This is a genomic window from Achromobacter sp. FW305-C-13 (genome assembly GCF_058783475.1).
Map to the genome: position 1 here is coordinate 302,555 of NZ_JBYSYN010000002.1, position 21,472 is coordinate 324,026.

Genomic DNA, 21,472 nt, shown 5'->3' on the forward strand with positions numbered 1-21,472 from the left:
CGGCGACAAGCCTGGTAGGGGCGAACCCTTGGCGTCCCCTTAGGTGCCGCGCCAGGGAAATGGACGGGTGCGCCGGGGCAAAATCAAGGGCAAAATCACTCAATTATAAAATGAGCGCATTCTTTAACCATCCCTTAACTTTAACCCGCGCGGAAAGCGTGCCAAACCATGCATAAACTTGTTCTGATGCGCCACGGCGAAAGCCAGTGGAATCTGGAAAACCGCTTCACCGGCTGGACGGACGTCGACCTGACCGAAACCGGCCGCGAACAGGCCCGCAAGGCCGGTGAATTGCTGAAGAAAGAGGGTTACACCTTCGATCTGGCCTATTCGTCGCTGCTCAAGCGCGCCATCCGTACCCTGTGGATCGCGCTGGACGCCATGGACGCCATGTACACCCCGGTGGGCGTGAACTGGCGCCTGAACGAGCGCCACTACGGCGCCCTGCAAGGCTTGAACAAGGCTGAAACCGCCGCCCAGTACGGCGACGAGCAGGTCCTGATCTGGCGCCGCGCCTACGCCATCGCCCCGGAACCGCTGTCGCTGGACGACAAGCGCCATCCGCGTTTCGACAGCCGCTACGCCAAGATCCCGGCCGACCAGCTGCCGGCCACCGAGTGCCTGAAAGACACCGTGGAACGCGTGCTGCCGTTCTGGAACGATTCCATCGCCCCGGCCATCCGCGCCGGCCGCAAGGTGCTGGTCGCCGCCCACGGCAACAGCTTGCGCGCCCTGATCAAGCACCTGGACAATGTGTCCGATGACGACATCGTCAACCTGAACATTCCTACCGGCCAGCCGCTGGTCTACGAATTGGATGATGACCTGCGTCCGATCCGCCACTATTATCTGGGCGATGCCGCCGAGATCGAGGCGGCCATGGCTGCCGTCGCAGCCCAAGGCAAGGCTAAGAAGGACTGATATTTCTATGCGTCGCACGGCAGGGGTGTTGTTGGCGGTCATGTTGACCGGTGGGGTGCTGTCGGCTCGCGCTGCGCCCAACGACCTTGCCGGACGCCAGTCCGACGCCGAACGTCAGCAGGCCGCCTTGCGGGACCGCATCGAAAACCTCCAAAAGGATATCGACGGCCGTGAGGCGGCTCGCAAGGAAGCGGCCGACGCGCTCAAGCAGTCGGAATCCTCTATTTCCAAGATCAACCTGCGCTTGCGGGAGCTGGCCGAGGCCAACCGCCAGGCGCAGGCCGACCTGACCGGCCTGGAAAAGCAGATCGGCGCGCAAGAGGTGGTGCTGGCAAAGCGCCGCGCGGAGCTCGCCGACCAGTTGCGCACCCAGTACACCAGCGGCTTGTCGCCCTGGACGGCGCTGCTGTCCGGCGACGATCCTCAGGTGCTGGGCCGCAATCTGGGCTATCTGGACTACGTGTCCCAGGCCCGTGCCAACGCCGTGCAGGCGCTACGGGCCGACATCGAACGCCTGGCGGCGCTGCAGACCCGCGCCGACGCGCGTCGCAGCGAGATTGAAAAAGTCGTGGCCGAAACGTCCGAGCAGAAGACCGCGCTCGTCGGCCAGCAGAAGGAACGCGCTACGCTGCTGGCGCAGCTGGAAGGGCAGATCGCCGCCCAGCGCGCCGAAGCCAACAAGCTGGGCCGGGACGACCAGCGCCTGTCGCGCCTGATTACCGACCTGGACGCGGCGATCGCCAAGCAGATCGAAGAGGCCCGTAAAGCCGAAGAGGCGCGCAAGAAGGCCGAGGAAGCCCGCCGGGTGGAAGAAGCCCGGCGCGCCGCCGAAGAGGCCAAAAAGCGCGCCGAGGCGCAACGCCGCGCGGACGAAGCCCGCAAGAAGGCCGAGGCGGACCGCAAGCTGGCAGCCGATGACGCTGCCCGGCGCGACCGTGACAGCCGCGATGCGCGCGAAGCCGCCCAGGCCCGCGAACAGGTGGAAGCGGCGTCGCGCCAAAACCGCGGCCCGGTCGCCGTGGCCGACCCGGACGCCGCCGGATTACGTCCGGCTGAACAGCGGCACACCCGCCTGACCGACCCGGCCGACACGCCGGCCCCGGCAAAACCCGCGGATCCCCCCAAAAAGGTGGAACCAGTCGAAGCCGAAACCACTCCAACCCGCAGTGCATCGGCCCAGCAGGCCTCCCGTGCTGCCCCGCTAGGCGGCGGCAACGGCTTGAAGCATGGCCTGGCCATGCCGGTGCGCGGGCAGGTGCAGGGCCGTTTCGGGGTAGACCGCCCGGATGGCGGCGTCTGGCGGGGCGTGGTGCTGCGCGCGCCGGAAGGCACCCCCGTCAAGGTGGTGGCGCCGGGCACGGTCGTTTACGCGGAATGGCTGCGCGGCTTCGGCAACCTCATCATTGTGGATCATGGCCAGCAATACCTGACCGTCTATGCTTACAACCAAAGTCTGCTCAAGCGAGTGGGAGATTCGGTGACAGGTGGCGATACTATTGCTACGGTAGGGGCAACCGGCGGCCAAGTGGAATCCGGCCTATACTTTGAAATTCGCCATCGTGGCGCTCCTGTGGATCCGGCCCAGTGGCTGGCCCAGTAAGGGGCATTGGCAAAATTGTCGTTGGTAAAAAACCGTTGGTGAATTACCAAACCCCATCGGCGAAAACAAAATTCGGGAAGTGTGCATGGGCACTCGTAAGTTTCGCGGTTTCGGTCTGATTGCCATCGGCGCGGTGGCTGGCGTATTGCTTAGTGTTGGCGTGACAGCCGTCGCCCAGCGCGGCAGTCCCTTGCCCCTGGACGAGCTCAGGCAACTGACCAGTGTTTTCGCGGCCATCAAGAACAACTATGTCGAGGCGGTCGACGACAAGACCCTGATCGACAATGCCATTTCGGGCATGGTCTCCAACCTGGATCCGCATTCCGCCTATCTGGATGCCGACGCCTTCCGCGAAATGCAGACGGCCACGCAAGGCGAGTTCGGCGGCCTGGGCATCGAGGTCGGCGCGGAAGACGGCTTCGTGAAGGTGATCTCGCCGATCGAAGGCACGCCCGCCGCGCGCGCTGGCGTCATGGCCGGCGACCTCATCATCAAGATCGACGACACGCCCACCAAGGGCATGACGCTGAACGATGCGGTCAAGCTCATGCGCGGCGCACCCAAGTCGCCGATCACGCTGACCATCATGCGCGCCGACCGTCCCCAGCCCATCGTGCTGAAGATCGTCCGCGACATCATCAAGGTGCGCAGCGTGCGCAGCAAGATGCTGGACAACGGCGTGGGCTACATCCGCGTTGCGCAGTTCCAGGAAAAAACCGGTTCGGACCTTGCCAAGGAACTGAAGGAACTGGGCGCCAAAGAGCCGCTCAAGGGCCTGGTCCTGGATCTGCGCAATGACCCGGGCGGCCTGTTGACCAGCGCCATCGGCGTGTCCGGCGCCTTCCTGCCGGCTGACGCCCTGGTGGTGTCTACCGACGGCCGCACGCCCGACGCCCGCCACAAGTACCTGGCTACGCCGTCGGAATATGCCCGCGGTGAAAGCAACTACCTGGCGGGCCTGCCGGCCTGGACCAAGACGGTGCCGATGGTGGTGCTGGTGAACGTCGGTTCGGCCTCGGCTTCCGAGATCGTGGCCGGCGCGCTGCAGGACCACAAGCGCGCCAAGGTGCTGGGCAACCGCACGTTTGGCAAGGGCTCGGTGCAGGTCATCCTGCCGTTGTCGGAAAGCACTGCGGTCAAGCTGACCACGTCGCGCTACTTCACGCCCAACGGCCGTTCCATCCAGGCCACGGGTATCGAACCGGACTACGTCGTTGCTGATACGGCCGACGGCGACCTGTTCCGCCTGCCGCGCGAAGCCGACCTGCAACGCCACCTGTCCAACCCGGGCACGTCGAACGAAGTGAAGTCCAATTCGGATCAGGACAACGTCGACGTTCCCACCAAGGTGTTCGAATTCGGCGGCAAGGACGACTTCCAGCTGCAGCAAGCGCTGAACGTGCTGGCCGGCAAGCCGGTGCAAAAGGGTTCGGCCCGCGCGCAAGCCAAGGCTGACGCCAAGGCCGGCGGTGGCACGCCCACGCGCATGAAGATCACGCCGACCGGAGTCGAGCCCAGCAAGGACAAATGAACGACGAGCAACTGCTGCGCTACGCCCGCCACATCCTGCTCGACGAGCTGGGAATCGAAGGGCAGGAAAAACTGCTGGCGGCGCGTGTGCTCCTCGTAGGGGCGGGTGGACTGGGTTCACCCGCTGCGCTCTACCTGGCCACCGCCGGCGTGGGCGACATCACCCTGGCTGACGACGACGTAGTCGAGCTCAGCAACCTGCAACGCCAGATCCTCCACACCACCGCCAGCGTTGGCCGCCCCAAGGCCGAGTCCGGGCGCGACATGCTGGCGGCGTTTAACCCGCAAGCGCAGGTCCATGCCCGCGTCGAGCGCCTGAAAGACCAGGCGCTGTCCGACGCCGTCGCTGCAGCCGACCTGGTGCTGGATTGCACCGACAACTTCACCACCCGCCACGCCATCAACCGCGCCTGTGTGCAGCATCGCAAGCCGCTGGTGTCCGGCGCGGCGATCCGCTTTGATGGGCAGGTCAGCGTCTACGACCTGCGCGACGACAACGCGCCCTGTTACCACTGCCTGTTCCCGGAAGCCGACGACGTCGAGGAAGCCAACTGCGCCACGATGGGTGTGTTCGCGCCGGTGGTCGGCATCATCGGCAGCATGCAGGCGGCCGAAGCGCTCAAGCTGCTGTCCGGCGTGGGTGAAAGCCTGTCCGGGCGCCTGCTGTGGCTGGACGTGCGCACCATGCAATGGCGCAGCGTCAACGTCCAGCGCGACCCGGAATGCGCGGTCTGCGGCCATCGCGGGCACTGACCCAGCCGTCTCACGCCAAGCGAAAATTCGTCTCACGCCAAGCGAAAATTCGTCTCACGCCGTGCCCTTATTGCCCTCGGGGACAATATTAAAGGCTTGAAATACCTGCTATAACGCCAGCCAGCCTACTTAATTCTGGTGATGGCGATGGACGTGACGGTGTGGACACAGGACTGAAGTTCAGCTTGCCTCGGTGGCGCCTGACGCGGTGGTTGACGCACGCCGGGCAAGACACGCCTCCCGATATCCGCGCGGCGCTGATCGCCAGCCTGTTCGGCACGCTTCCCATCTTTGCCGGGGGGGTCATCAATACCCTGATGATTTCCGGCGTGGTCACCTGGCGTCGCCCGGAGCCCCTGTACATCTCGTGGCTGGTACTCGAGTTGGTGCTGGCCATCATCCGGGTCACGATCCTGCGGGCCGCCTTGCGCGCCGCGCCCAAGGGCGGCAACACCCATACCGACCTCTACATTCTGCTTGCGCTGCTGTGGGCGTTCAGCGTGGGCTACGGCGTATTCATCACCTTCCTCAATGGGGATTGGCTGGCCGCCACCCTGGCGGGCGTGTCCTGCGGCGCGATGGCGGGCGGCATCTGCTTTCGCAACTACGGCGCGCCCCGGCTGGTCGGCGCCATGATCTTCCTGAGCCTGGGCCCAATGTGCCTGGGCGCCTTGTTCACGGGCGAATACGTCACGGCCATCGTCTTCATCCAGATCCCGTTCTATCTGGTCAGCATGAGCATCGCCTCGCATCGCTTGAACCGCATCCTGGTGTCCACCATGTTGGCCGAGCGCGCCAGCGAGCGCCGCGCCAGCGAAGACGCACTGACGGGCCTGGCCAACCGCAGCGGATTGCAGGTGGCGTTGGAGCGGGTGTGCGCCAGCGCGCGCGGGCACGACAGCCACGCCGCGCTGCTGTACATGGACATGGACGATTTCAAGCGCATCAACGACACCTATGGCCATGCCGCGGGCGACCAGGTGCTGACCACCATCGCCCAACGCATGCGCGGCATGCTGCGGGTGGACGACGTGGCGGCCCGGATCGGGGGCGACGAATTTATCGTGCTGGTGACCGGCATCGACGCCACGGCGGCGTTGCGCTTGGGAGAACACCTGCTGCGCGACGCCTCCCAGCCGATTGCGCTGGCGGACGGCACGCGGGTCAGCGTGGGCCTGTCGATCGGCATTTCGATCATTTCGGCGGCCAATCGCAGTCCGCAGGCCGCCCTGGATTCGGCGGACGCTGCCTTGTACCGAGCCAAGGCGCGGGGCGGCCGCTGCTGCGAGATCGTCGGGGGCGCCGAAGTTGAAGACGCCACGCTTTCCAGCGGCAACGGAGAGCCTGCCACGGCTTGATAGGGGGGCGCCGGCAGGCCATCAGTGGCTTTTTTGGACCAAAGTTATCAGATAACCTGAAAAGTAGCCCTATAATCGATCCATGTTGACCAAGACCCTGACCCTGACCGAACAGGTCGCCCGCCAGATTGCGACAGACATTGCCGACGGCGTGCATCCCGTGGGCGCCAAACTGCCGCCTGGTCGCATCCTGGCCGAGCAGTACGGCGTCAGCGCCGCCGTGATCCGCGAAGCGACCGAACGCCTTCGCGCCCAGGGGATGATCCAAAGCCGCCAGGGTTCCGGCAGCACGGTGGTGTCGCGCACGGGTGCCCAGGGCTTCCAGGTGTCCAGCGGCATCGGCGTGGACCGCGCCCAGCTGGCCAACGTCTACGAATTGCGGATGGAACTGGAGGGTGGGGCGGCCGCATTGGCGGCCCTGCGCCGTAACGCCGCCGATCTTGCCGCCATGGCCGAGGCGCTGGCCGCCCTGGAGGCCCATCTTGAACATCCCGAACAAGGGGTGGAGCACGACGTGGCGTTCCACCTGGCCATTGCCGCGGCGACGCACAACAGCACTTATCAAGAACTGCTGCAGTACCTGAACCTGCAACTGCGGCTGGCAGTACGCACCGCAAGATCCAACAGCCGCTTGCAGGACGGCCTGACCGCGACCGTGCATCAGGAGCACGTCGCCGTCTTCGAGGCCATCCGCGCCGGCAATCCCGAACAGGCCCGCCAGGCGGCGGTCTTCCACTTGCAGCAGGCGGCCAGCCGCCTGCAACTCGATCCCCTCTTTTCCGCGGCAACGCAGACACCATGAGCGCATCCGATTTCACTCAACGCCTGACCCAGGCCCTGGGCCCTGATACCGTCTACACCGCCGATGCGGACATCGCGCCCTGGCTGTCCGACTGGCGCGGCCTGTACAACGGCCACGCGCAGGCCGTCGTGCGTCCGCGCACCACTGCGGAGGTCGCCGCCTGCCTGGCCTTGTGCCAGCAAGAGGGCGTGCCGGTGGTGCCGCGCGGCGGCAATACCGGCCTGTGCGGTGGCGCCACGCCGGATGGCAGCGCGAAAAACGTGGTGCTTAGCCTGGACCGCATGAACGCCGTGCGTTCCATCGACACGGTAGCCAACACGATGGTGGCCGAAGCCGGCGCCATCCTGGGCAACCTGCGCCGCGCGGCGCAGGACGCCGGGCGCCTGCTGCCGTTGAGCCTGGCGGCGGAAGACTCCAGCCAGATCGGCGGCAACGTCGCCACCAACGCCGGCGGCGTGAACGTGGTGCGCTACGGCATGGCGCGCGAACTGGTGCTGGGCCTGGAAGCCGTGCTGCCCACGGGCGAGATCTTCAACGGCCTGCGCACACTGCGCAAAGACAACACCGGCTACGACCTGAAGCAGTTGCTGATCGGCTCCGAAGGCACGCTGGGCGTGATCACGGCGGTGGCGTTGCGCCTGTTTCCGCGCACCGATGTGCGTTCGGTGGTGCTCACCGCCGTGGAGTCGCCCGCGCAGGCGCTGCAGTTGTTCGAGATCCTGTTCGAACAATGCGGCGCGCGGCTGCAGGCGTTCGAATACTTTTCGGGTGATTGCCTGGACCTGGTGCTGACGCATGCGGAAGGCGTGCAAGAGCCATTCGATCAGCGCTACCCGGCCTATGTGTTGGTGGAGTTGGCCGATACGGCGGACGAGGCGGGCCTGACGACGCTGCTGGAAAACGTGATCGGCACGGCGCTGGAACGGGGCCTGTGCCTGGACGCGGCGGTGTCGGCGTCGTTGTCGCAACTGCAGACGCTGTGGAAGCTGCGCGAAGAAATCTCGGAAGCTCAACGCGCCGACGGCCCGCACTTGAAGCACGACGTGTCGCTGCCGATCGAGCGCATCCCGGATTTCATGGTGTCAGCAGAAGCGCGCGTGCGCGCGCTGTACCCGGATATCCGCCCGTTCATCTTCGGCCACTTCGGCGACGGCAACTTGCACTACAACCTGTCACGTCCCGCAGGCGCCGACCGCGACTGGGTGGCCGTGAATGGCGCGGCAATCACGGATGCGGTTCTTGATGAAGTGAATCGCTATGGCGGCAGCATTTCCGCGGAACACGGGATCGGGCAGCTGAAGCGGGACCATTTCCTGCATAGCAAAGATGCCGTGGAGTTGCGGTTGATGCGTGAGATCAAGAAGGTGATGGATCCGGCGGGGATCATGAATCCGGGGAAGTTGCTGTAGGGGTGTTGTCGGTTGCGGCTTGAGGGTTATCGCGTTGTCGCGTTGTCGTGGCTTCGTGGGACGCTCGTCGCCGGGGTCGGGTGGGTGGCGCGCGCCCACGATTGCGGTCCGGAGCCTTCGCTCCGGACTGCCCCGTCGTCATCTTCGTCCAGGCCTGCGGCCTTCCCTTCAGATTCCCTCGGGCGCATCAAGGTTGCGCGCCACCCACCCGACCCCGGCGACGAGCTGCGCCGTCTGAGTTCGATGCGCTGCTAGAGCGCTGTTTACTGACGGGATTTTCGGGGCCCGCCTCATGCGTCCGCGCGGGCGGCCGCATTCGGCATACGCGTCGTTGATGCGTCGGGGTGGTAGTCGCTTGCGCGCGGGGGGCGAGTGGTTTTCTATTGCCCCGCAGAGGGGGAGGTGGAGCGACGGGTGGCGCACGGCGGATAGCTGTTTGCTTGTCCAGACCTGTACGCGCGCAACCCATCGTGTCGGCATGCATCGATGATGGGTTACGTGCGGCATGCGTCCGTGTACTTGCGTAAACCGGAACGCACTTCACCCATCCTACGGAGCATGATCCGCATCCTTGCACCCACACGCGAAGCGAAACACGCGACGGCGCAAGACGATGCGTAAGCGCCCGAAGGCCCCCCGCGCGCCACCCGTCCAAATGGGAGGCCGGTGATGGGATCCGGCGATGTGTCGTTCCTCTGACGAATTGATCGTCAATCGTAGGATGGGTGGAGCGCGGCAAATGCGGCATAAGAATCAGGACGCATGCCGCGCGCAACCCATCGTGTCGGCATGCATCGGTGATGGGTTACGTGCGGCATGCCTTCCGTGTACTTGCGTAAACCGGAACGCACTCCACCCATCCTACGGAGCATGATCCGCATGCTTGCACCCACACGCGAAGCGAAACACGCGACGACGCAAGACGATGCGTAAGCGCCCGAAGGCCGCCCGCGCGGCCGGCCGGGAGCGGGCACCGCAAGATCTTCCACCACGCCCCGCCGTGGAGAAGAACCTTAAGCACGCCGACCTCCCCAGCCGCCGTGAGATTGCGGCTAGTGGAGTCCGGTGTGTTGGGGGTCTGGGGTGCGAGGGGCGTCGATAAGCCCGAGGGAATCTGAAGGAGCTGCCGCAGGCAGTGACGAAGATGACGACGGGGCAGTCCGGAGCGAAGGCTCCGGACCGCAATCGTTGCCACTCGCACCCCAGACCCCCAACGCGACGGACGCCTAAAGAACTCGACCCCCGCCACACGCCATCACCAACAACCCCCTACTGCCGCTGATAAACCTCAGCCCCCTTCTTAACGAACTCCACTGACTTCTCCTGCATTCCCTTCTGCAACGCATCCTTCTCACTGACCCCTTGCGCCGCCGCGTAATCCCGCACGTCCTGCGTGATCTTCATGCTGCAGAAATGCGGTCCGCACATCGAGCAGAAGTGCGCCACCTTCATGGAGTCCTTCGGCAGCGTCTCGTCGTGGAATTCCTTGGCGGTGTCCGGATCCAGGCCCAGGTTGAACTGGTCGTCCCAGCGGAACTCGAAGCGCGCTTTTGACAGGGCGTTGTCGCGGATCGCGGCGCCGGGGTGGCCCTTGGCCAGGTCGGCGGCGTGGGCGGCGATCTTGTACGTGATGATGCCGTCCTTCACGTCCTTCTTGTTCGGCAGGCCCAGGTGCTCCTTCGGCGTCACATAACAGAGCATTGCCGTGCCGTACCAGCCGATCAGCGCGGCGCCGATGCCGGAGGTGATGTGGTCGTAGCCGGGGGCGATGTCGGTCGTCAGGGGGCCCAGCGTGTAGAACGGCGCCTCGTGGCAGTGTTCCAGCTGCAGCTCCATGTTTTCCTTGATCATCTGCATCGGCACGTGGCCGGGGCCTTCGATCATCACCTGCACGTCGTGCTTCCAGGCGACCTGCGTCAGTTCGCCCAGCGTCTTCAGTTCGGCGAACTGGGCTTCGTCGTTGGCGTCGTAACCCGAGCCCGGGCGCAGGCCGTCGCCCAGCGAGAAGCTGACGTCGTAGGCCTTCATGATGTCGCAGATGTCTTCGAAGCGCTCGTACAGGAAGCTTTCCTTATGGTGCGCCAGGCACCACTTGGCCATGATCGAGCCGCCGCGCGAGACGATGCCGGTCATGCGGTCGGCCGTCATCGGAATGAACGGCAGGCGCACGCCGGCGTGGATCGTGAAGTAGTCCACGCCCTGTTCGGCCTGTTCGATCAGCGTGTCGCGAAAGATCTCCCACGTCAGGTCTTCAGCCTTGCCGTCCACCTTTTCCAGCGCCTGGTATATCGGCACCGTTCCAATCGGCACGGGTGAGTTGCGGATGATCCATTCGCGCGTTTCGTGGATGTGGCGGCCGGTGGACAAGTCCATCACGGTGTCGCCGCCCCAACGGATGGCCCAGGTCATCTTTTCGACTTCCTCGCCGATGCCGGAGCTGACGGCCGAGTTGCCGATGTTGGCGTTGATCTTCACCAGGAAGTTGCGGCCAATGGCCATGGGCTCGACTTCGGGGTGGTTGATGTTGGCGGGGATGATCGCGCGGCCACGTGCGATCTCGTCGCGCACGAATTCCGGCGTGATGGCAGCGGGGATGGCGGCACCGAACGATTGGCCCGGGTGCTGGCGCAGCAGGCGCTTGACCATCTTTTCGCCATCGGGGCCGCTGTCGCGCAGCGTTTGCAGATAGTGCTCGCGGCGCAGGCTTTCGCGGATCGCTACGTATTCCATTTCGGGGGTGACGATGCCGCGGCACGCATAGTGCATCTGCGAGACGTTGGCGCCGGACTTGGCGCGGCGCGGCGGGCGCTGCAGGTCGAAGCGCATGGCCGTCAGCTTGGGATCGGTCAGGCGTTCGCGGCCGTAGTCGCTGGTCGGCCCCGACAGCACTTCCGTGTCGCCGCGTTCTTCGATCCAGGCGCGGCGCAGTTCGGGCAGGCCGCGGCGGATATCGATCTTGACGTCGGGGTCGGTGTAGGGGCCGCTGCAGTCGTAGACCGTCAGTGGCGGGTTCTTTTCCCCGCCGAACATTGTCGGCGTGTCGTCCTGCTCGATCTCGCGAAAAGGGACGCGGATGTCGGGGCGCGAGCCCGTTTCATACACGCGGCGCGATTTGGGCAGCGGTGCGACGGCCGCCGCGTCGACTTCGGCGGTAGCGGCCAGGAATTTGGGATTGGCGTTCATGGAAAGCTCCAAGCGAGTTGTTGGAGCCGATCGGGAATGGACTTCCGCCAGGCGTGCGGGGACACGTGGCGGAAATACGGCTCCCAGCATCGGCATTATCCGTACTGGTACGAAGGGACTCTCTCAACACGTCCTGCCGGAAAGGCGGGACGAGTACCCCTGCGCGAAAGCGAAGTATAGAGCCACTGCGAGGAGGGCTGGTATTACTGCTTTACATTTGGATTCAGTCTGGGGCGACACTGTCATTCAGGTTCGGTACACTTTTTCAATGAAACGCCCGGCAGGCAGTCGTCTTGTCGGGACCAGCCCACTTAAGAAGGAATCGAGCATGCAACTGACCCTACGCAAATTGGCGCCCGCCCTGGTTGTTGTGACGTTGGCGCTAGCAGGTTGCAAGACCGCCCCGACGAAGTCGTCCGGTGCTGCGGCCACGCCCGAAGCCGGCCAGCAGGCAACGCAGCCGGCCACCGCCTCGTCGGTGGACTTCTACCTGGCGCAGCAGCAGCCCGCGCCGGGCTTGCGCGAGATCGCGCTGCCCGACGGCAAGCTCTACATGCAGCAGACGCCCGTGCTGACGCGCGCTGATCTGACCGACGCCGCCGCGCTGGTGGATCGCCAAGGCCAGAACTTCGTGGGCCTGCGCTTCTCGGAAGCCGGCGCACGCAAGCTGACGGACGTCAGCACCAAGAACGTCGGCAACCGCCTGGCCCTGGTGATCGACCAGGAATTGGTCGCTGCCCCCAGCATCGCTGAACCGCTGAACCGCGGCGTGCTGGCATTTGGCGTGGCATCGGCCCAGGCCGCCTCTGAAATCGCTGCCAAGATCCGTGGCGATGCCGCACCGGCTCCGGCCGCAAACGGCACGGCGCCCGCGCCCAAGCCCTGATCTTCAGGCGGGCCTGCCCCGCTTACGCAAGACATAAAAAAATCCGCATCGAACGATGCGGATTTTTTTTGCCCGAATCAGGCGTAGGTATTCAAGGCAGGGAGATGTGGCGATCAGCCGGGCTTGCGTCCGCGGGGCTTTACGGTGCGGCGGGCGTGCGCGGTTTCGATGAAAGTCAGCGTCAGCGCTTCGAGTTGCACGCGGTCTTCGGGTGATAGCCCATCGAACAGCGACGGCGCGATATTGGGATAAGGCCACGGCGCATGCGGGCGGCGCCGCTTGGGCAGGCGCGGCATGGTTTCGGCAACGCCGGCCGGCGGAAGCGTATCGGACAGGTCATAGCCTTCCATGGGTAGTTCCATGGGGCCCTTGCCGGTTTCAAGCCATTCCGCTTCGATTTTCAGAATCTGAGCAAGCTTGCGTACGGACCGGCTGGAGTGCCGAAGCCCGCTTTCGTAACTGGCGATTGCACTTTGCGAAATCCGCGCCAGACGCGCGAGCGTCTTCTGCGTGTGGCCACGCAGAAGACGGGCTTGCTTCAATCGGTCTGAAAATGTCTTCACGCATCGATTGAAGCTTGCTCGTCATCTACTTTGGTGGCTATAAGAATCACTTAAGTAATAATTCGGGAGGCGTGTTGGCATGCAGGAACGGGGCAATGTGTTCGTCGTGCAACTTGATGAAATGACGAACAATAATTTTGTCACTGCCTTGCGTGAATTCCAATGGCAGGTCAGCGCGTTCGAATCGCCGGCCGAACTCTTAGAGCACCTGCAGACGGAGGATGCCGATGCGATGGTGCTGCGTGGCCGGGGCAAGCGGATGCCGCAGCTGATTGCCGCGTTGCGTCGTGCGGCGCCGGATGCGGTGGTGGTGTGGCAGGCGCCCGCCGCTACGCCACGCGAACGTGTCGAGGCCCTGGAGGCCGGCGTGGATGCCTACAGCTCAGTGCGCATGGAAGCGCCCGAATGGGACGCGTTGCTGCGCAATGTGCGCCGACGGCTGTTGCCACCCGCCACCGACGGGCCGGCGTGGCGGGTCCACGGCCGAGAGCGGGTGCTGTCCGGGCCCGCCGGTGAACGGCTACCGCTCACCGTGACCGAGCGTACTTTTTTTATCCGCCTGTTGAATGCGCCCGGCCAATGCCTGCGGCGCGAACGGTTCTTTCCGGGCAACCCGCAAGAGGGCGCGCGCAGCGTGGATGTGCTGGTGTCGCGGCTGCGCAGCAAGGCGCGCCGCCTTGATATCGACCTGCCGGTACTCGCCGTTCGCGGGTGGGGCTACATCTTCCTGCAGCACGACCCGGGCGCGACGCGGCAGGGTGGCTGGAACCCTGCGCCAAACGCCGCGTGTGCAAAGCCCTTAGAGCACGACCAGGTTGTCCCGGTGCATCAGCTCGGGGTCGGTCATGCTGCCCAGAATGCGGGCGATCTGGGATGACGGCTGGCGCAGGATGCGCCGCGTATCCACGGACGAATAGTTGATCAGGCCGCGGGCGCATTCGCGCCCTTGGCTGTCCACGCATGCGACGACGTCGCCGCGGCCGAACTCGCCTTCCACTTCCGTCACGCCGATCGGCAGCAGGCTCTTGCCTTCGCGCAGCAGCGCCTGCACGGCGCCGTCATCCAGCACGACGCGACCGCGCAGCCGCAGGTGGTCGGCCAGCCATTGCTTGCGGGCGGACCACACGGGCAGCACGGCGCGCAATTCGCTGCCGATGCATTCACCCTGGGCCAGGCGCGTCAGCACGTTGCGTTCGCGGCCCGAGGCGATGACGGTGTGCGCGCCGCTGTGGGCCGCGCGTTTGGCCGCCAACACCTTGGTCAGCATGCCGCCGGTGCCGATGCCGCTGCCGGCGCCGCCGGCCATGGCTTCCAAGGACGGGTCGCCGGCTTGCGCATGCGACATGAACTTGGCTTCGGGGTTCTTGCGGGGATCGGAGTCGTACAGGCCACGCTGATCGGTCAGGATGATCAGCGTGTCGGCCTCGATCAGGTTGGTGACCAGTGCGCCCAACGTGTCGTTGTCGCCCAGCCGGATCTCGTCCGTGACGACGGTGTCGTTTTCGTTGACGATCGGCACCACGCCCAGGCGCAGCAGGGCGAACAGCGTGCTGCGAGCGTTGAGGTAGCGGTGGCGGTCGGCCAGGTCTTCATGGGTTAGCAGGATCTGCGCGGTGCGCAGGCCGTACTCGGCGAACGCCGCTTCGTAGGCCTGGCACAGGCCCATCTGGCCTACGGCCGCGGCCGCCTGCAGTTCGTGCATGACGGAGGGGCGCTTGCGCCAACCCAGCCGCGCCATGCCTTCCGCGATGGCGCCGCTGGAGACCAGCACGATCTGCTTGCCCTGCTTGTGCAGGGCGGCGATCTGCGCGGCCCAGTGCGCGACAGCGGCGCGGTCCAGGCCTCGGCCTTCGTTGGTGACCAGCGACGAGCCGACTTTGGCGACGAGGCGCTGGGCGTGGGTGACGACGGAAACGGCAGGTGTTTCAGCAGACATGATGGGCGCCGGCTGCGGCGAAAAAAGACGTAATCGTAAGGACTGCGATTATGGCTTATTCGTCGCCGGCGCGCGGCGCGGCGGGCTTGTCGGCATCCGACCGGGTGTCGTCAAAGCGGGGGTCCGGCGCCACGTAGGTGCCGTCTGCCTGGTCGCGCGACACGTATTCCTTTTCGCGCTCGGCGTCCAGGTAGTCTTGCAGCGCGTACAGCAGGTCTTGCGTGCCTTCGCCCGTCAGGCCGGAAATGGCGAACACGGGGCCCTTCCAGTCGTAGAGCTCCAGGAAGCGGCGCTTGGTGTCTTCGGGGTCCGGCACCATGTCCAGCTTGTTCAGGACAAGCCAGCGCGGCTTTTCGGCCAGTTCCGGGTCGTAGCGGCGCAGTTCTTCAACGATGGCGCGCGCGTCGATCACGGCTTGCTCGACGGGGTCGGCGTCCGGATCCGGCGTGGACACGTCCACCAGGTGCAGCAGCACGCGGGTGCGCGCCAGGTGGCGCAGGAACAAGTGGCCCAGGCCCGCGCCTTCGGAGGCGCCTTCGATCAGGCCGGGAATGTCGGCCACGACGAAGCTGCGCGACGGCGAGGTGCGCACGACGCCCAGGTTGGGGTGCAGCGTGGTGAATGGGTAGTCCGCGATCTTCGGCTTCGCATTCGAGATGCGGGTGATCAGCGTGGACTTGCCGGCGTTCGGCAGGCCCAGGAGGCCCACGTCCGCCAGCACCTTCAGTTCCATGCGCAGGTAGCGGTGTTCGCCTTCCTTGCCGGGCGTCCACTGGCGGGGCGCGCGGTTCAGGCTGGACTTGAAATGGATGTTGCCCATGCCGCCCTGGCCGCCGGCGGCCAGCACGACTTTCTGCTCGTGCGTGTCCAGGTCGAACAGGACTTCGCCGGTTTCGGCGTCATGGATGACCGTGCCCACGGGCACGCGCAAGGTGATGTCCGGGGCGGCTGCGCCGTACTGGTCGGAGCCGCGGCCGTTCTCGCCGCCTTTGGCGCGGTGCAGGCGCGCGTAGCGGAAGTCGATCAGCGTGTTGATGTTGCGGTCGGCTACCGCATAGATGGTGCCGCCGCGTCCGCCGTCGCCGCCGTCCGGACCGCCTTTGGGAATGAACTTTTCGCGGCGAAAGCTCGCCACGCCATTGCCGCCTTTGCCGGCGACCACTTCAATGGTGGCTTCGTCTACGAATTTCATGGTGTTTGCGCGTGTAGTGGGTAATGGGGCAGGCGCCCAGGGGGCGCCGCCAGGAGGCATTGGAAAGCTTACTCGCCAATTGCCCTAAAACAAAAAAGCCCCCCACGCTGCACAGACTTCGTGTGCTTGCTACCCCCCAAGGGGGCCGCATTTTGTCTTGGGGCGGCCCGGCGACAAAAAAGCCCTGCCGCATGCGACAGGGCTTTTGCCGTTCGGCAACGCGGTAAACCGCGTTGCGCTGACCGTGCTTGTCCGATTACTCGGCAGCGATGATCGAAACGGTCTGCTTGTTCAATGCGCCCTTGAAGCCGAATTGAACCTTGCCGTCGACCAGCGCGAACAGGGTGTGGTCCTTGCCCATGCCGACGTTCACGCCAGCGTGGAAGCGAGTACCGCGCTGACGCACGATGATCGAACCAGCGGGAATCAGTTCACCGCCGAAGGTCTTGACGCCCAGACGCTTTGATTCTGAGTCGCGTCCGTTTCGCGTAGAGCCGCCGCCCTTTTTCTGTGCCATGTTTAGCTCCTGCTAAGTGGTACCGAGTCGCTTCTTAAGCCGTAATGGCTTCGATGCGGATTTCGGTGTAGTTCTGACGGTGGCCCTGACGCTTCTGATAGTGCTTGCGACGGCGCATCTTGAAGATCTTGACCTTGTCGTGGCGGCCTTGCGCAAGAACCGTTGCCTTGACCACAGCGCCGGAGACGAGGGGCGTGCCAACTTTCAGTTGGTCGCCTTCGCCCACGGACAGCACTTGGTCCAGGGTGATTTCTTGCCCAATGTCTGCCGGTATCTGTTCTATCTTGAGTTTTTCGCCAGCGGCAACGCGATACTGCTTGCCACCGGTTTTTACGACCGCGTACATGGGGTGTTCCTTAAATAGGTAAATGGGTCTATCCGCGCGACCCGCCCTGCTGGGTGGGATTGCCGCCCTGGAAAGATCGCTTTCATGTCTTGATGCCAGAACCTGGCAAGAAGGAAAGCGCCTATGTGCTTTCAAGCGTAGTGCTTGGAAAGTACCCAGAGGGTTTACGCGAACAACCGACGTAATTCGGGCATTGCTGACCGAATTCAGGATATTAGCCCGGGACTTTTCAAAAGTCAAAAAGCCGTTGCAGGCTAAGGGCTTAGGTGTGGCGCTCAGGCTTCAAGCCGCGGGAATCACCCGCAACGCGATGTCGCGCGCCACCTGGCGGATGCCTTCCATCACGTCGCGTCGGTGGGCGTCGTCCAGGCGGTCGGTGGGGATCGACGTGCTGACTGCCACCCGCTTGCCCAATGGTGTCGCCCCGATATAGGCCGCGTAGCAGACCAGGCCCGTCGCTACTTCCTCAAGATCCTGGCCCAGCCCCATCTGACGCACCAGATCCAGTTCCTGGTAGAGCGCCTCGCGCGTGGCCAACGTGCGGTCGGTGACGCGCGGCAACTCAGCCGGCACGCAGGCCGCCAATGCTTCGGGGGTCAGACTGGCCAGCAGCGACTTGCCCAGCGCGCAGGCGTGGGCGGGCAGGCGCATGCCCAGTTCCGACACCAGCCGGACGGGGCGGCGGGCGTCCTCGCGGGCGATATAGACCACGTCGAAACCGTCCAGCACGGCCAACTGCACCACCTCGTTGCAGCGGGCGACGAAATCGCTGGCGGCCGCGTGGAAGGCGGCCTCGAGGCCGTCATGGCGCAGATAGGCGGCGCCCAGCGCCATCAGTTCGATGCCGATCAGGTAGCCGCCGTCTTTGCGTTCGATCCAGCGCCGCTGTTCCAGGCAGTCCAGCAACAGGTAGAGGGTGCTTTTGGCCAACTTGCAGTTGTCGGCCAGTTCCGCCGCCTTGACCGGCGTGCGACGGCCGGCAAGGACCCGCAGGATGTCGTGCGTGCGCCGGATGGCGGGAACGTCATAGTCGATAGCCACGGCGCATTATTTCCAATATGTTGGAATGAAAATCATAATATTGGACATGATAAGGCCATTCTCCTAGACTCGTCCTGCATCAACGGCCTGCCGCATCCCAGGCGATGACCGGCACAACGCGAGGAGACAACATGAATCCGCAGCACGACACACTGCCTTCCGATCTATCCCAGGCGTTGCTGGTGGGCCGGGTCTGGCGCCCGGCACCGGTCAACGGCCCCAGCGTGGTGGTGGTGCGCGACGGCGAGGTTTTCGACGTTACCGCCACGGCGCCCACCGTGTCCGACTTGCTGGACCGGGCCGACCGCGTGGCGGTAGCGCGCAGCGCCGACGGAGAATCGCTGGGCGACGTGCGGGCACTGATGGCCGCCACGTTGCAAGGCGGGGAGGGGCCGCGTTTGCTGGCGCCGTGCGACCTGCAACCGGTCAAAGCGGCTGGCGTCACCTTTGCCATCAGCCTGCTGGAACGCATGATCGAAGAAGAAGCCGGCGGCGACGCGAGCCGGGCCGACGAGATCCGCGTGCGGATGCAGGCGCTGATCGGCTCGGACCTCTCGCGCTTGCGTCCCGGCTCTGCGCAGGCGCTCAAGCTGAAGACCGAATTGCTTGAACGCGGACAATGGTCGCAATACCTGGAAGTGGGCATCGGCCCCGATGCCGAGATCTTTTCGAAGGCGCCGCCCATGGCCTCGGTGGGCTTTGGCGCCCAGATCGGCGTGCTGCCGGAATCCGAATGGAACAACCCCGAACCCGAAATCGTGCTGGCTGTGGACAGCCGCGGCGAGGTAGTGGGTGCCACGTTGGGCAACGACGTCAATCTGCGCGACATCGAAGGCCGCAGCGCCTTGCTGCTGACCAAGGCCAAGGACAACAACGGATCCTGCGCCATCGGCCCCTTCATCCGGCTGTTCGACGGCGACTTCGATTTGGACAGCGTGCGCCAGGCCGACGTGTCGCTGCGCATCGACGGCGACGACGGCTTCGCGTTGAGCGGCGTGAGCCACATGCGGGAAATCAGCCGCGATCCGCTCGACCTGGCACGCCAGGCCTGCGGCGCGCATCATCAGTATCCCGACGGTTTCATGCTGTTCCTGGGCACCATGTTCTCGCCGAGCCAGGATCGCAAGGGCCCGGGCACGGGATTCACGCACAAGCTGGGCGACCGCGTCGTGATCGCCTCCGAGCGCATCGGCGCCTTGGTCAACGAGGTGCAATTGTCCACCGAGATCGCGCCCTGGACCTTTGGCGTGCGCGCGCTGTACGCCAATCTGGCAGGGCGCGGCCTGTAACAGGATCGGGGGCCGGAGCAGGGGCGCAAGTGGGGCGGAGGTGGGGCGGCCGTGGCCGCCTGCTGCCCGTACACCCCGTATAATCGCTGGTCGAATCCCCCGCCGCACGTGGCGGGCCCAGCGGTAAGAGCCCCCACGCGGCTCGTTTCACTTGTCGGATACGTCTTGAATCTCCCCGCGCTTATTGCCCCCATTGCTGACGATATGAAGGCTGTCGACGCGGTCATCCGCGAGCGGCTGAATTCCGATGTGGTCCTGATCCGCACGATTGGCGACTACATCATTGGCGCGGGCGGCAAGCGCATGCGCCCGGCCATGGTGCTGATGGTGGCGCGCGCCTTGGGGTACGAAGGGACGCATCACCAACTGCTGGCCGCCGTCGTGGAATTCATCCACACCGCCACCTTGCTGCATGACGATGTGGTCGACGAATCCGACCTGCGCCGCGGCCGGGACACCGCCAACGCCGTGTTCGGCAACGCCGCCAGCGTCCTGGTGGGCGACTACCTGTATTCCCGTTCGTTCGAGATGATGGTCGAGGCCGACTCGATGCGCATCATGAGCATCCTGTCGCAGGCCACCACGGTGATCGCCGAGGGCGAGGTGCTGCAGCTCTTGAACGTGCACGACCCGGATGTTTCGCAAGAGCGCTACCTGCAAGTGGTGCGCTACAAGACCGCCAAGCTGTTCGAAGCCGCCGCCCAAGTCGGCGCCATCCTGGCGGGCGCGACGCCCGAACAGGAAGCCGCCGCGGCCGCCTACGGTCGCCACGTCGGCACGGCCTTCCAACTGGTGGACGACGTGCTGGATTACAGCGGCGACGCCGCCGCCCTGGGCAAGAACGTGGGCGACGACCTGCGCGAAGGCAAGCCGACGCTGCCGCTGATCCGCGTGATGGAAGTGGGCACGCCTGAGCAGCAGCAACTGATCCGCGACGCCATCAAGACGGGCGACGCCGACTTCGCCGCCGTGGCCGCCGCCATCCAGGCGACCGACGCGCTGGAACACGCGCGTCTGGCCGCCGTCGCCGAAGCCGATCGGGCCCGGGAAGCCCTGTCCGCCTATCCCGCTTCCCCTTTCTTGAATTCTCTGCTAGAATTCTGCGCTTTCGCGGTGAATAGAGATCGCTAGCGCGGAAACTTGGTTCGGGGAATTGAAAAGCGAGGTTGAAAAACCCGATTTTCAAAAAAACTGAATTTAGGTTCTAATAGCGGTCGCTGTTGATAGTGAAAAACAGCAAGATGTTTGGTTGCACTGAGCGTAGCCGAGCAAGCAAGTAGGCAGAGATGCCTAAATAGTAAGACTCGGGGCGTAGCTCAGCCTGGTAGAGTACTGCGTTCGGGACGCAGGAGTCGGAGGTTCGAATCCTCTCGCCCCGACCACTTGATGTGGTCGAATTTTTGAAAGTGTTTCCCGACACTTTTAGCTAAAAGCCGGTATCGCGCAAGCGGGCCGGCTTTTTTGCGTTTGCTCTCCTTTCACATGGCGATCCAGGCGCTCACTCATCTGGGAACGCGGGTTCCGCGCCTGCCTCTTCCAGAAGGTCGGCCAGCTCGTCGGCGCCTTTTTCGGTAGCCCAGGCCCAGGCGTTCCAGCCTTCGTTGTCACGTACGTCTGCTTGGGCACCGTGGGAGAGCAGCAGCCGCGCGATATTCAGATTGCCGCGCGCCGCGGCAGCCATCAACGGCGTGCCGCCGTCATCCATGACGGCGTCTACGTCAGCGCCCGCCTCCAGCAGCAAGGCGACCACGGCTTCTCGGTCCCAGCTTGCTGCTTGATGTAGCGCGGTCAGCCCGTGGCCGGCGCGGCAGGACAGGTTGGCACCGTGGGCGAGCAGGACGCGGACGGCATCGGCCGCGCCATCTGTGGCGGCGCAGAACAGCGCGGTGCCGCCGAAGTCGTTGAGGGTGTTCACGGACGCGCCCAGCAGAAGCGCCTGTTCGATGGCCGCGGTGTCGTTCTTGCTTGCCGCGTGCAGGAGTTGTTGGTCTGGAGTCATAAGGTAGGTGGGTGTCGGGGAAAGCTGGTACGCGAACGTTACACGGTGCGGTGTGACCGCGGCGCAGATCGGCCTGATTCGACGCGTTGATAGCCGGGCCCGTGTCAGTGCTGGCGGCCAGCGATCCGGGGATGACGGTCGGCCTCT

At 64.8% G+C, this 21,472-nt stretch carries 19 protein-coding genes and 1 tRNA gene; 12 read left to right on the forward strand and 8 right to left on the reverse strand.

Annotation, left to right across the window (positions count from 1 at the left end; all coding sequences use genetic code 11):
- Positions 1–168 precede the first annotated feature (168 nt).
- The 7 genes from gpmA to AC3WMU_RS12970 all read left to right on the forward strand — a co-directional run bounded on the left by gpmA (position 169) and on the right by AC3WMU_RS12970 (position 8,373).
- Positions 169–921 carry a 2,3-diphosphoglycerate-dependent phosphoglycerate mutase gene (gene gpmA / locus AC3WMU_RS12940; RefSeq protein ID WP_006224672.1) on the forward strand — a complete coding sequence of 251 codons (753 nt, stop codon included), beginning with the start codon at positions 169–171 and terminating at the stop codon, positions 919–921.
- Positions 922–928: 7 nt separating this feature from the next.
- Positions 929–2,521 (forward strand): murein hydrolase activator EnvC family protein, encoded by a 1,593-nt coding sequence (locus AC3WMU_RS12945; protein ID WP_492282440.1) that lies wholly within the window; start codon positions 929–931, stop codon positions 2,519–2,521.
- Between the two features lie 85 nt (positions 2,522–2,606).
- A complete protein-coding gene (locus tag AC3WMU_RS12950; RefSeq protein ID WP_006224670.1) occupies positions 2,607–4,052 on the forward strand; it encodes a S41 family peptidase in 1,446 nt (481 codons plus the stop codon).
- Positions 4,049–4,804, forward strand: coding sequence for a HesA/MoeB/ThiF family protein (locus tag AC3WMU_RS12955; RefSeq protein ID WP_424624580.1), 756 nt, complete (start codon positions 4,049–4,051; stop codon positions 4,802–4,804). Before AC3WMU_RS12950 ends, AC3WMU_RS12955 begins: the two co-directional genes overlap by 4 nt.
- Positions 4,805–4,965: 161 nt before the next feature.
- Positions 4,966–6,162, forward strand: coding sequence for a GGDEF domain-containing protein (locus AC3WMU_RS12960; RefSeq protein ID WP_035213069.1), 1,197 nt, complete (start codon positions 4,966–4,968; stop codon positions 6,160–6,162).
- 82 nt (positions 6,163–6,244) lie between these two features.
- Positions 6,245–6,964: a FadR/GntR family transcriptional regulator gene (locus AC3WMU_RS12965; protein ID WP_006224667.1), complete on the forward strand. Its 720-nt coding sequence runs from the start codon at positions 6,245–6,247 to the stop codon at positions 6,962–6,964.
- Entirely contained in the window at positions 6,961–8,373 is a 1,413-nt protein-coding gene (locus AC3WMU_RS12970; RefSeq protein WP_424624579.1) for an FAD-binding oxidoreductase, read from the forward strand. Before AC3WMU_RS12965 ends, AC3WMU_RS12970 begins: the two co-directional genes overlap by 4 nt.
- Positions 8,374–9,642: 1,269 nt before the next feature.
- On the opposite strand, the gene thiC is transcribed toward AC3WMU_RS12970, so the two are convergent.
- A complete protein-coding gene (thiC, locus tag AC3WMU_RS12975; protein WP_492282441.1) occupies positions 9,643–11,556 on the reverse strand; it encodes a phosphomethylpyrimidine synthase ThiC in 1,914 nt (637 codons plus the stop codon).
- Between the two features lie 328 nt (positions 11,557–11,884).
- On the opposite strand from thiC, the gene AC3WMU_RS12980 reads away from it, so the two are divergent.
- Positions 11,885–12,442, forward strand: coding sequence for a SecDF P1 head subdomain-containing protein (locus AC3WMU_RS12980; protein WP_006224664.1), 558 nt, complete (start codon positions 11,885–11,887; stop codon positions 12,440–12,442).
- A gap of 113 nt (positions 12,443–12,555) precedes the next feature.
- Here AC3WMU_RS12980 and AC3WMU_RS12985 read toward each other — a convergent pair whose 3' ends face one another.
- Positions 12,556–12,984, reverse strand: a complete 429-nt coding sequence (locus tag AC3WMU_RS12985; RefSeq protein WP_006224663.1) for a helix-turn-helix domain-containing protein — start codon at positions 12,982–12,984, stop codon at positions 12,556–12,558.
- A gap of 100 nt (positions 12,985–13,084) precedes the next feature.
- On the opposite strand from AC3WMU_RS12985, the gene AC3WMU_RS12990 reads away from it, so the two are divergent.
- Positions 13,085–13,882 (forward strand): transcriptional regulator, encoded by a 798-nt coding sequence (locus tag AC3WMU_RS12990; protein WP_280029995.1) that lies wholly within the window; start codon positions 13,085–13,087, stop codon positions 13,880–13,882.
- Here the strand turns inward: AC3WMU_RS12990 and proB are convergent.
- The 5 genes from proB to AC3WMU_RS13015 form a co-directional block, all read right to left on the reverse strand.
- Positions 13,805–14,941, reverse strand: coding sequence for a glutamate 5-kinase (gene proB, locus AC3WMU_RS12995; RefSeq protein ID WP_006224661.1), 1,137 nt, complete (start codon positions 14,939–14,941; stop codon positions 13,805–13,807). The genes AC3WMU_RS12990 and proB overlap by 78 nt on opposite strands.
- A gap of 55 nt (positions 14,942–14,996) precedes the next feature.
- Positions 14,997–16,133 (reverse strand): GTPase ObgE, encoded by a 1,137-nt coding sequence (obgE, locus tag AC3WMU_RS13000; RefSeq protein ID WP_006224660.1) that lies wholly within the window; start codon positions 16,131–16,133, stop codon positions 14,997–14,999.
- 256 nt (positions 16,134–16,389) lie between these two features.
- The gene (gene rpmA, locus AC3WMU_RS13005) at positions 16,390–16,650 is read right to left on the reverse strand and encodes a 50S ribosomal protein L27 (protein ID WP_006224659.1); all 261 of its coding nucleotides are present in this window, start codon (positions 16,648–16,650) and stop codon (positions 16,390–16,392) included.
- Between the two features lie 34 nt (positions 16,651–16,684).
- Entirely contained in the window at positions 16,685–16,996 is a 312-nt protein-coding gene (rplU, locus tag AC3WMU_RS13010; protein WP_006216228.1) for a 50S ribosomal protein L21, read from the reverse strand.
- Positions 16,997–17,278: 282 nt separating this feature from the next.
- Positions 17,279–18,037 (reverse strand): IclR family transcriptional regulator, encoded by a 759-nt coding sequence (locus AC3WMU_RS13015; RefSeq protein WP_492282442.1) that lies wholly within the window; start codon positions 18,035–18,037, stop codon positions 17,279–17,281.
- Positions 18,038–18,168: 131 nt separating this feature from the next.
- Here AC3WMU_RS13015 and AC3WMU_RS13020 point away from each other — a divergent pair, with 131 nt between their 5' ends.
- The 3 genes from AC3WMU_RS13020 (at position 18,169) to AC3WMU_RS13030 (ending at position 20,708) form a co-directional block, all read left to right on the forward strand.
- Positions 18,169–19,326: a fumarylacetoacetate hydrolase family protein gene (locus AC3WMU_RS13020; protein ID WP_492282443.1), complete on the forward strand. Its 1,158-nt coding sequence runs from the start codon at positions 18,169–18,171 to the stop codon at positions 19,324–19,326.
- A gap of 165 nt (positions 19,327–19,491) precedes the next feature.
- On the forward strand, positions 19,492–20,457 hold the full coding sequence (ispB, locus tag AC3WMU_RS13025; RefSeq protein ID WP_088588744.1) for an octaprenyl diphosphate synthase: 966 nt from the start codon (positions 19,492–19,494) through the stop codon (positions 20,455–20,457).
- A gap of 174 nt (positions 20,458–20,631) precedes the next feature.
- Positions 20,632–20,708: transfer RNA gene (locus AC3WMU_RS13030), tRNA-Pro, on the forward strand.
- A gap of 116 nt (positions 20,709–20,824) precedes the next feature.
- Here AC3WMU_RS13030 and AC3WMU_RS13035 read toward each other — a convergent pair.
- Positions 20,825–21,325, reverse strand: coding sequence for an ankyrin repeat domain-containing protein (locus AC3WMU_RS13035; RefSeq protein ID WP_006227463.1), 501 nt, complete (start codon positions 21,323–21,325; stop codon positions 20,825–20,827).
- Positions 21,326–21,472: the final 147 nt, after the last annotated feature.

Excerpts from the sequence above, each read along its gene's own strand:
- gpmA (WP_006224672.1), top strand. The coding sequence starts at position 169 with ATGCATAAACTTGTTCTGATGCGCCACGGCGAAAGCCAGTGGAATCTG.
- AC3WMU_RS12945 (WP_492282440.1), top strand. The coding sequence starts at position 929 with ATGCGTCGCACGGCAGGGGTGTTGTTGGCGGTCATGTTGACCGGTGGG.
- AC3WMU_RS12950 (WP_006224670.1), top strand. The coding sequence starts at position 2,607 with ATGGGCACTCGTAAGTTTCGCGGTTTCGGTCTGATTGCCATCGGCGCG.
- AC3WMU_RS12955 (WP_424624580.1), top strand. The coding sequence starts at position 4,049 with ATGAACGACGAGCAACTGCTGCGCTACGCCCGCCACATCCTGCTCGAC.
- AC3WMU_RS12965 (WP_006224667.1), top strand. The coding sequence starts at position 6,245 with ATGTTGACCAAGACCCTGACCCTGACCGAACAGGTCGCCCGCCAGATT.
- AC3WMU_RS12970 (WP_424624579.1), top strand. The coding sequence starts at position 6,961 with ATGAGCGCATCCGATTTCACTCAACGCCTGACCCAGGCCCTGGGCCCT.
- thiC (WP_492282441.1), bottom strand. The coding sequence starts at position 11,556 with ATGAACGCCAATCCCAAATTCCTGGCCGCTACCGCCGAAGTCGACGCG.
- AC3WMU_RS12980 (WP_006224664.1), top strand. The coding sequence starts at position 11,885 with ATGCAACTGACCCTACGCAAATTGGCGCCCGCCCTGGTTGTTGTGACG.
- AC3WMU_RS12990 (WP_280029995.1), top strand. The coding sequence starts at position 13,085 with ATGCAGGAACGGGGCAATGTGTTCGTCGTGCAACTTGATGAAATGACG.
- proB (WP_006224661.1), bottom strand. The coding sequence starts at position 14,941 with ATGTCTGCTGAAACACCTGCCGTTTCCGTCGTCACCCACGCCCAGCGC.
- obgE (WP_006224660.1), bottom strand. The coding sequence starts at position 16,133 with ATGAAATTCGTAGACGAAGCCACCATTGAAGTGGTCGCCGGCAAAGGC.
- rpmA (WP_006224659.1), bottom strand. The coding sequence starts at position 16,650 with ATGGCACAGAAAAAGGGCGGCGGCTCTACGCGAAACGGACGCGACTCA.
- rplU (WP_006216228.1), bottom strand. The coding sequence starts at position 16,996 with ATGTACGCGGTCGTAAAAACCGGTGGCAAGCAGTATCGCGTTGCCGCT.
- AC3WMU_RS13020 (WP_492282443.1), top strand. The coding sequence starts at position 18,169 with ATGAATCCGCAGCACGACACACTGCCTTCCGATCTATCCCAGGCGTTG.
- AC3WMU_RS13035 (WP_006227463.1), bottom strand. The coding sequence starts at position 21,325 with ATGACTCCAGACCAACAACTCCTGCACGCGGCAAGCAAGAACGACACC.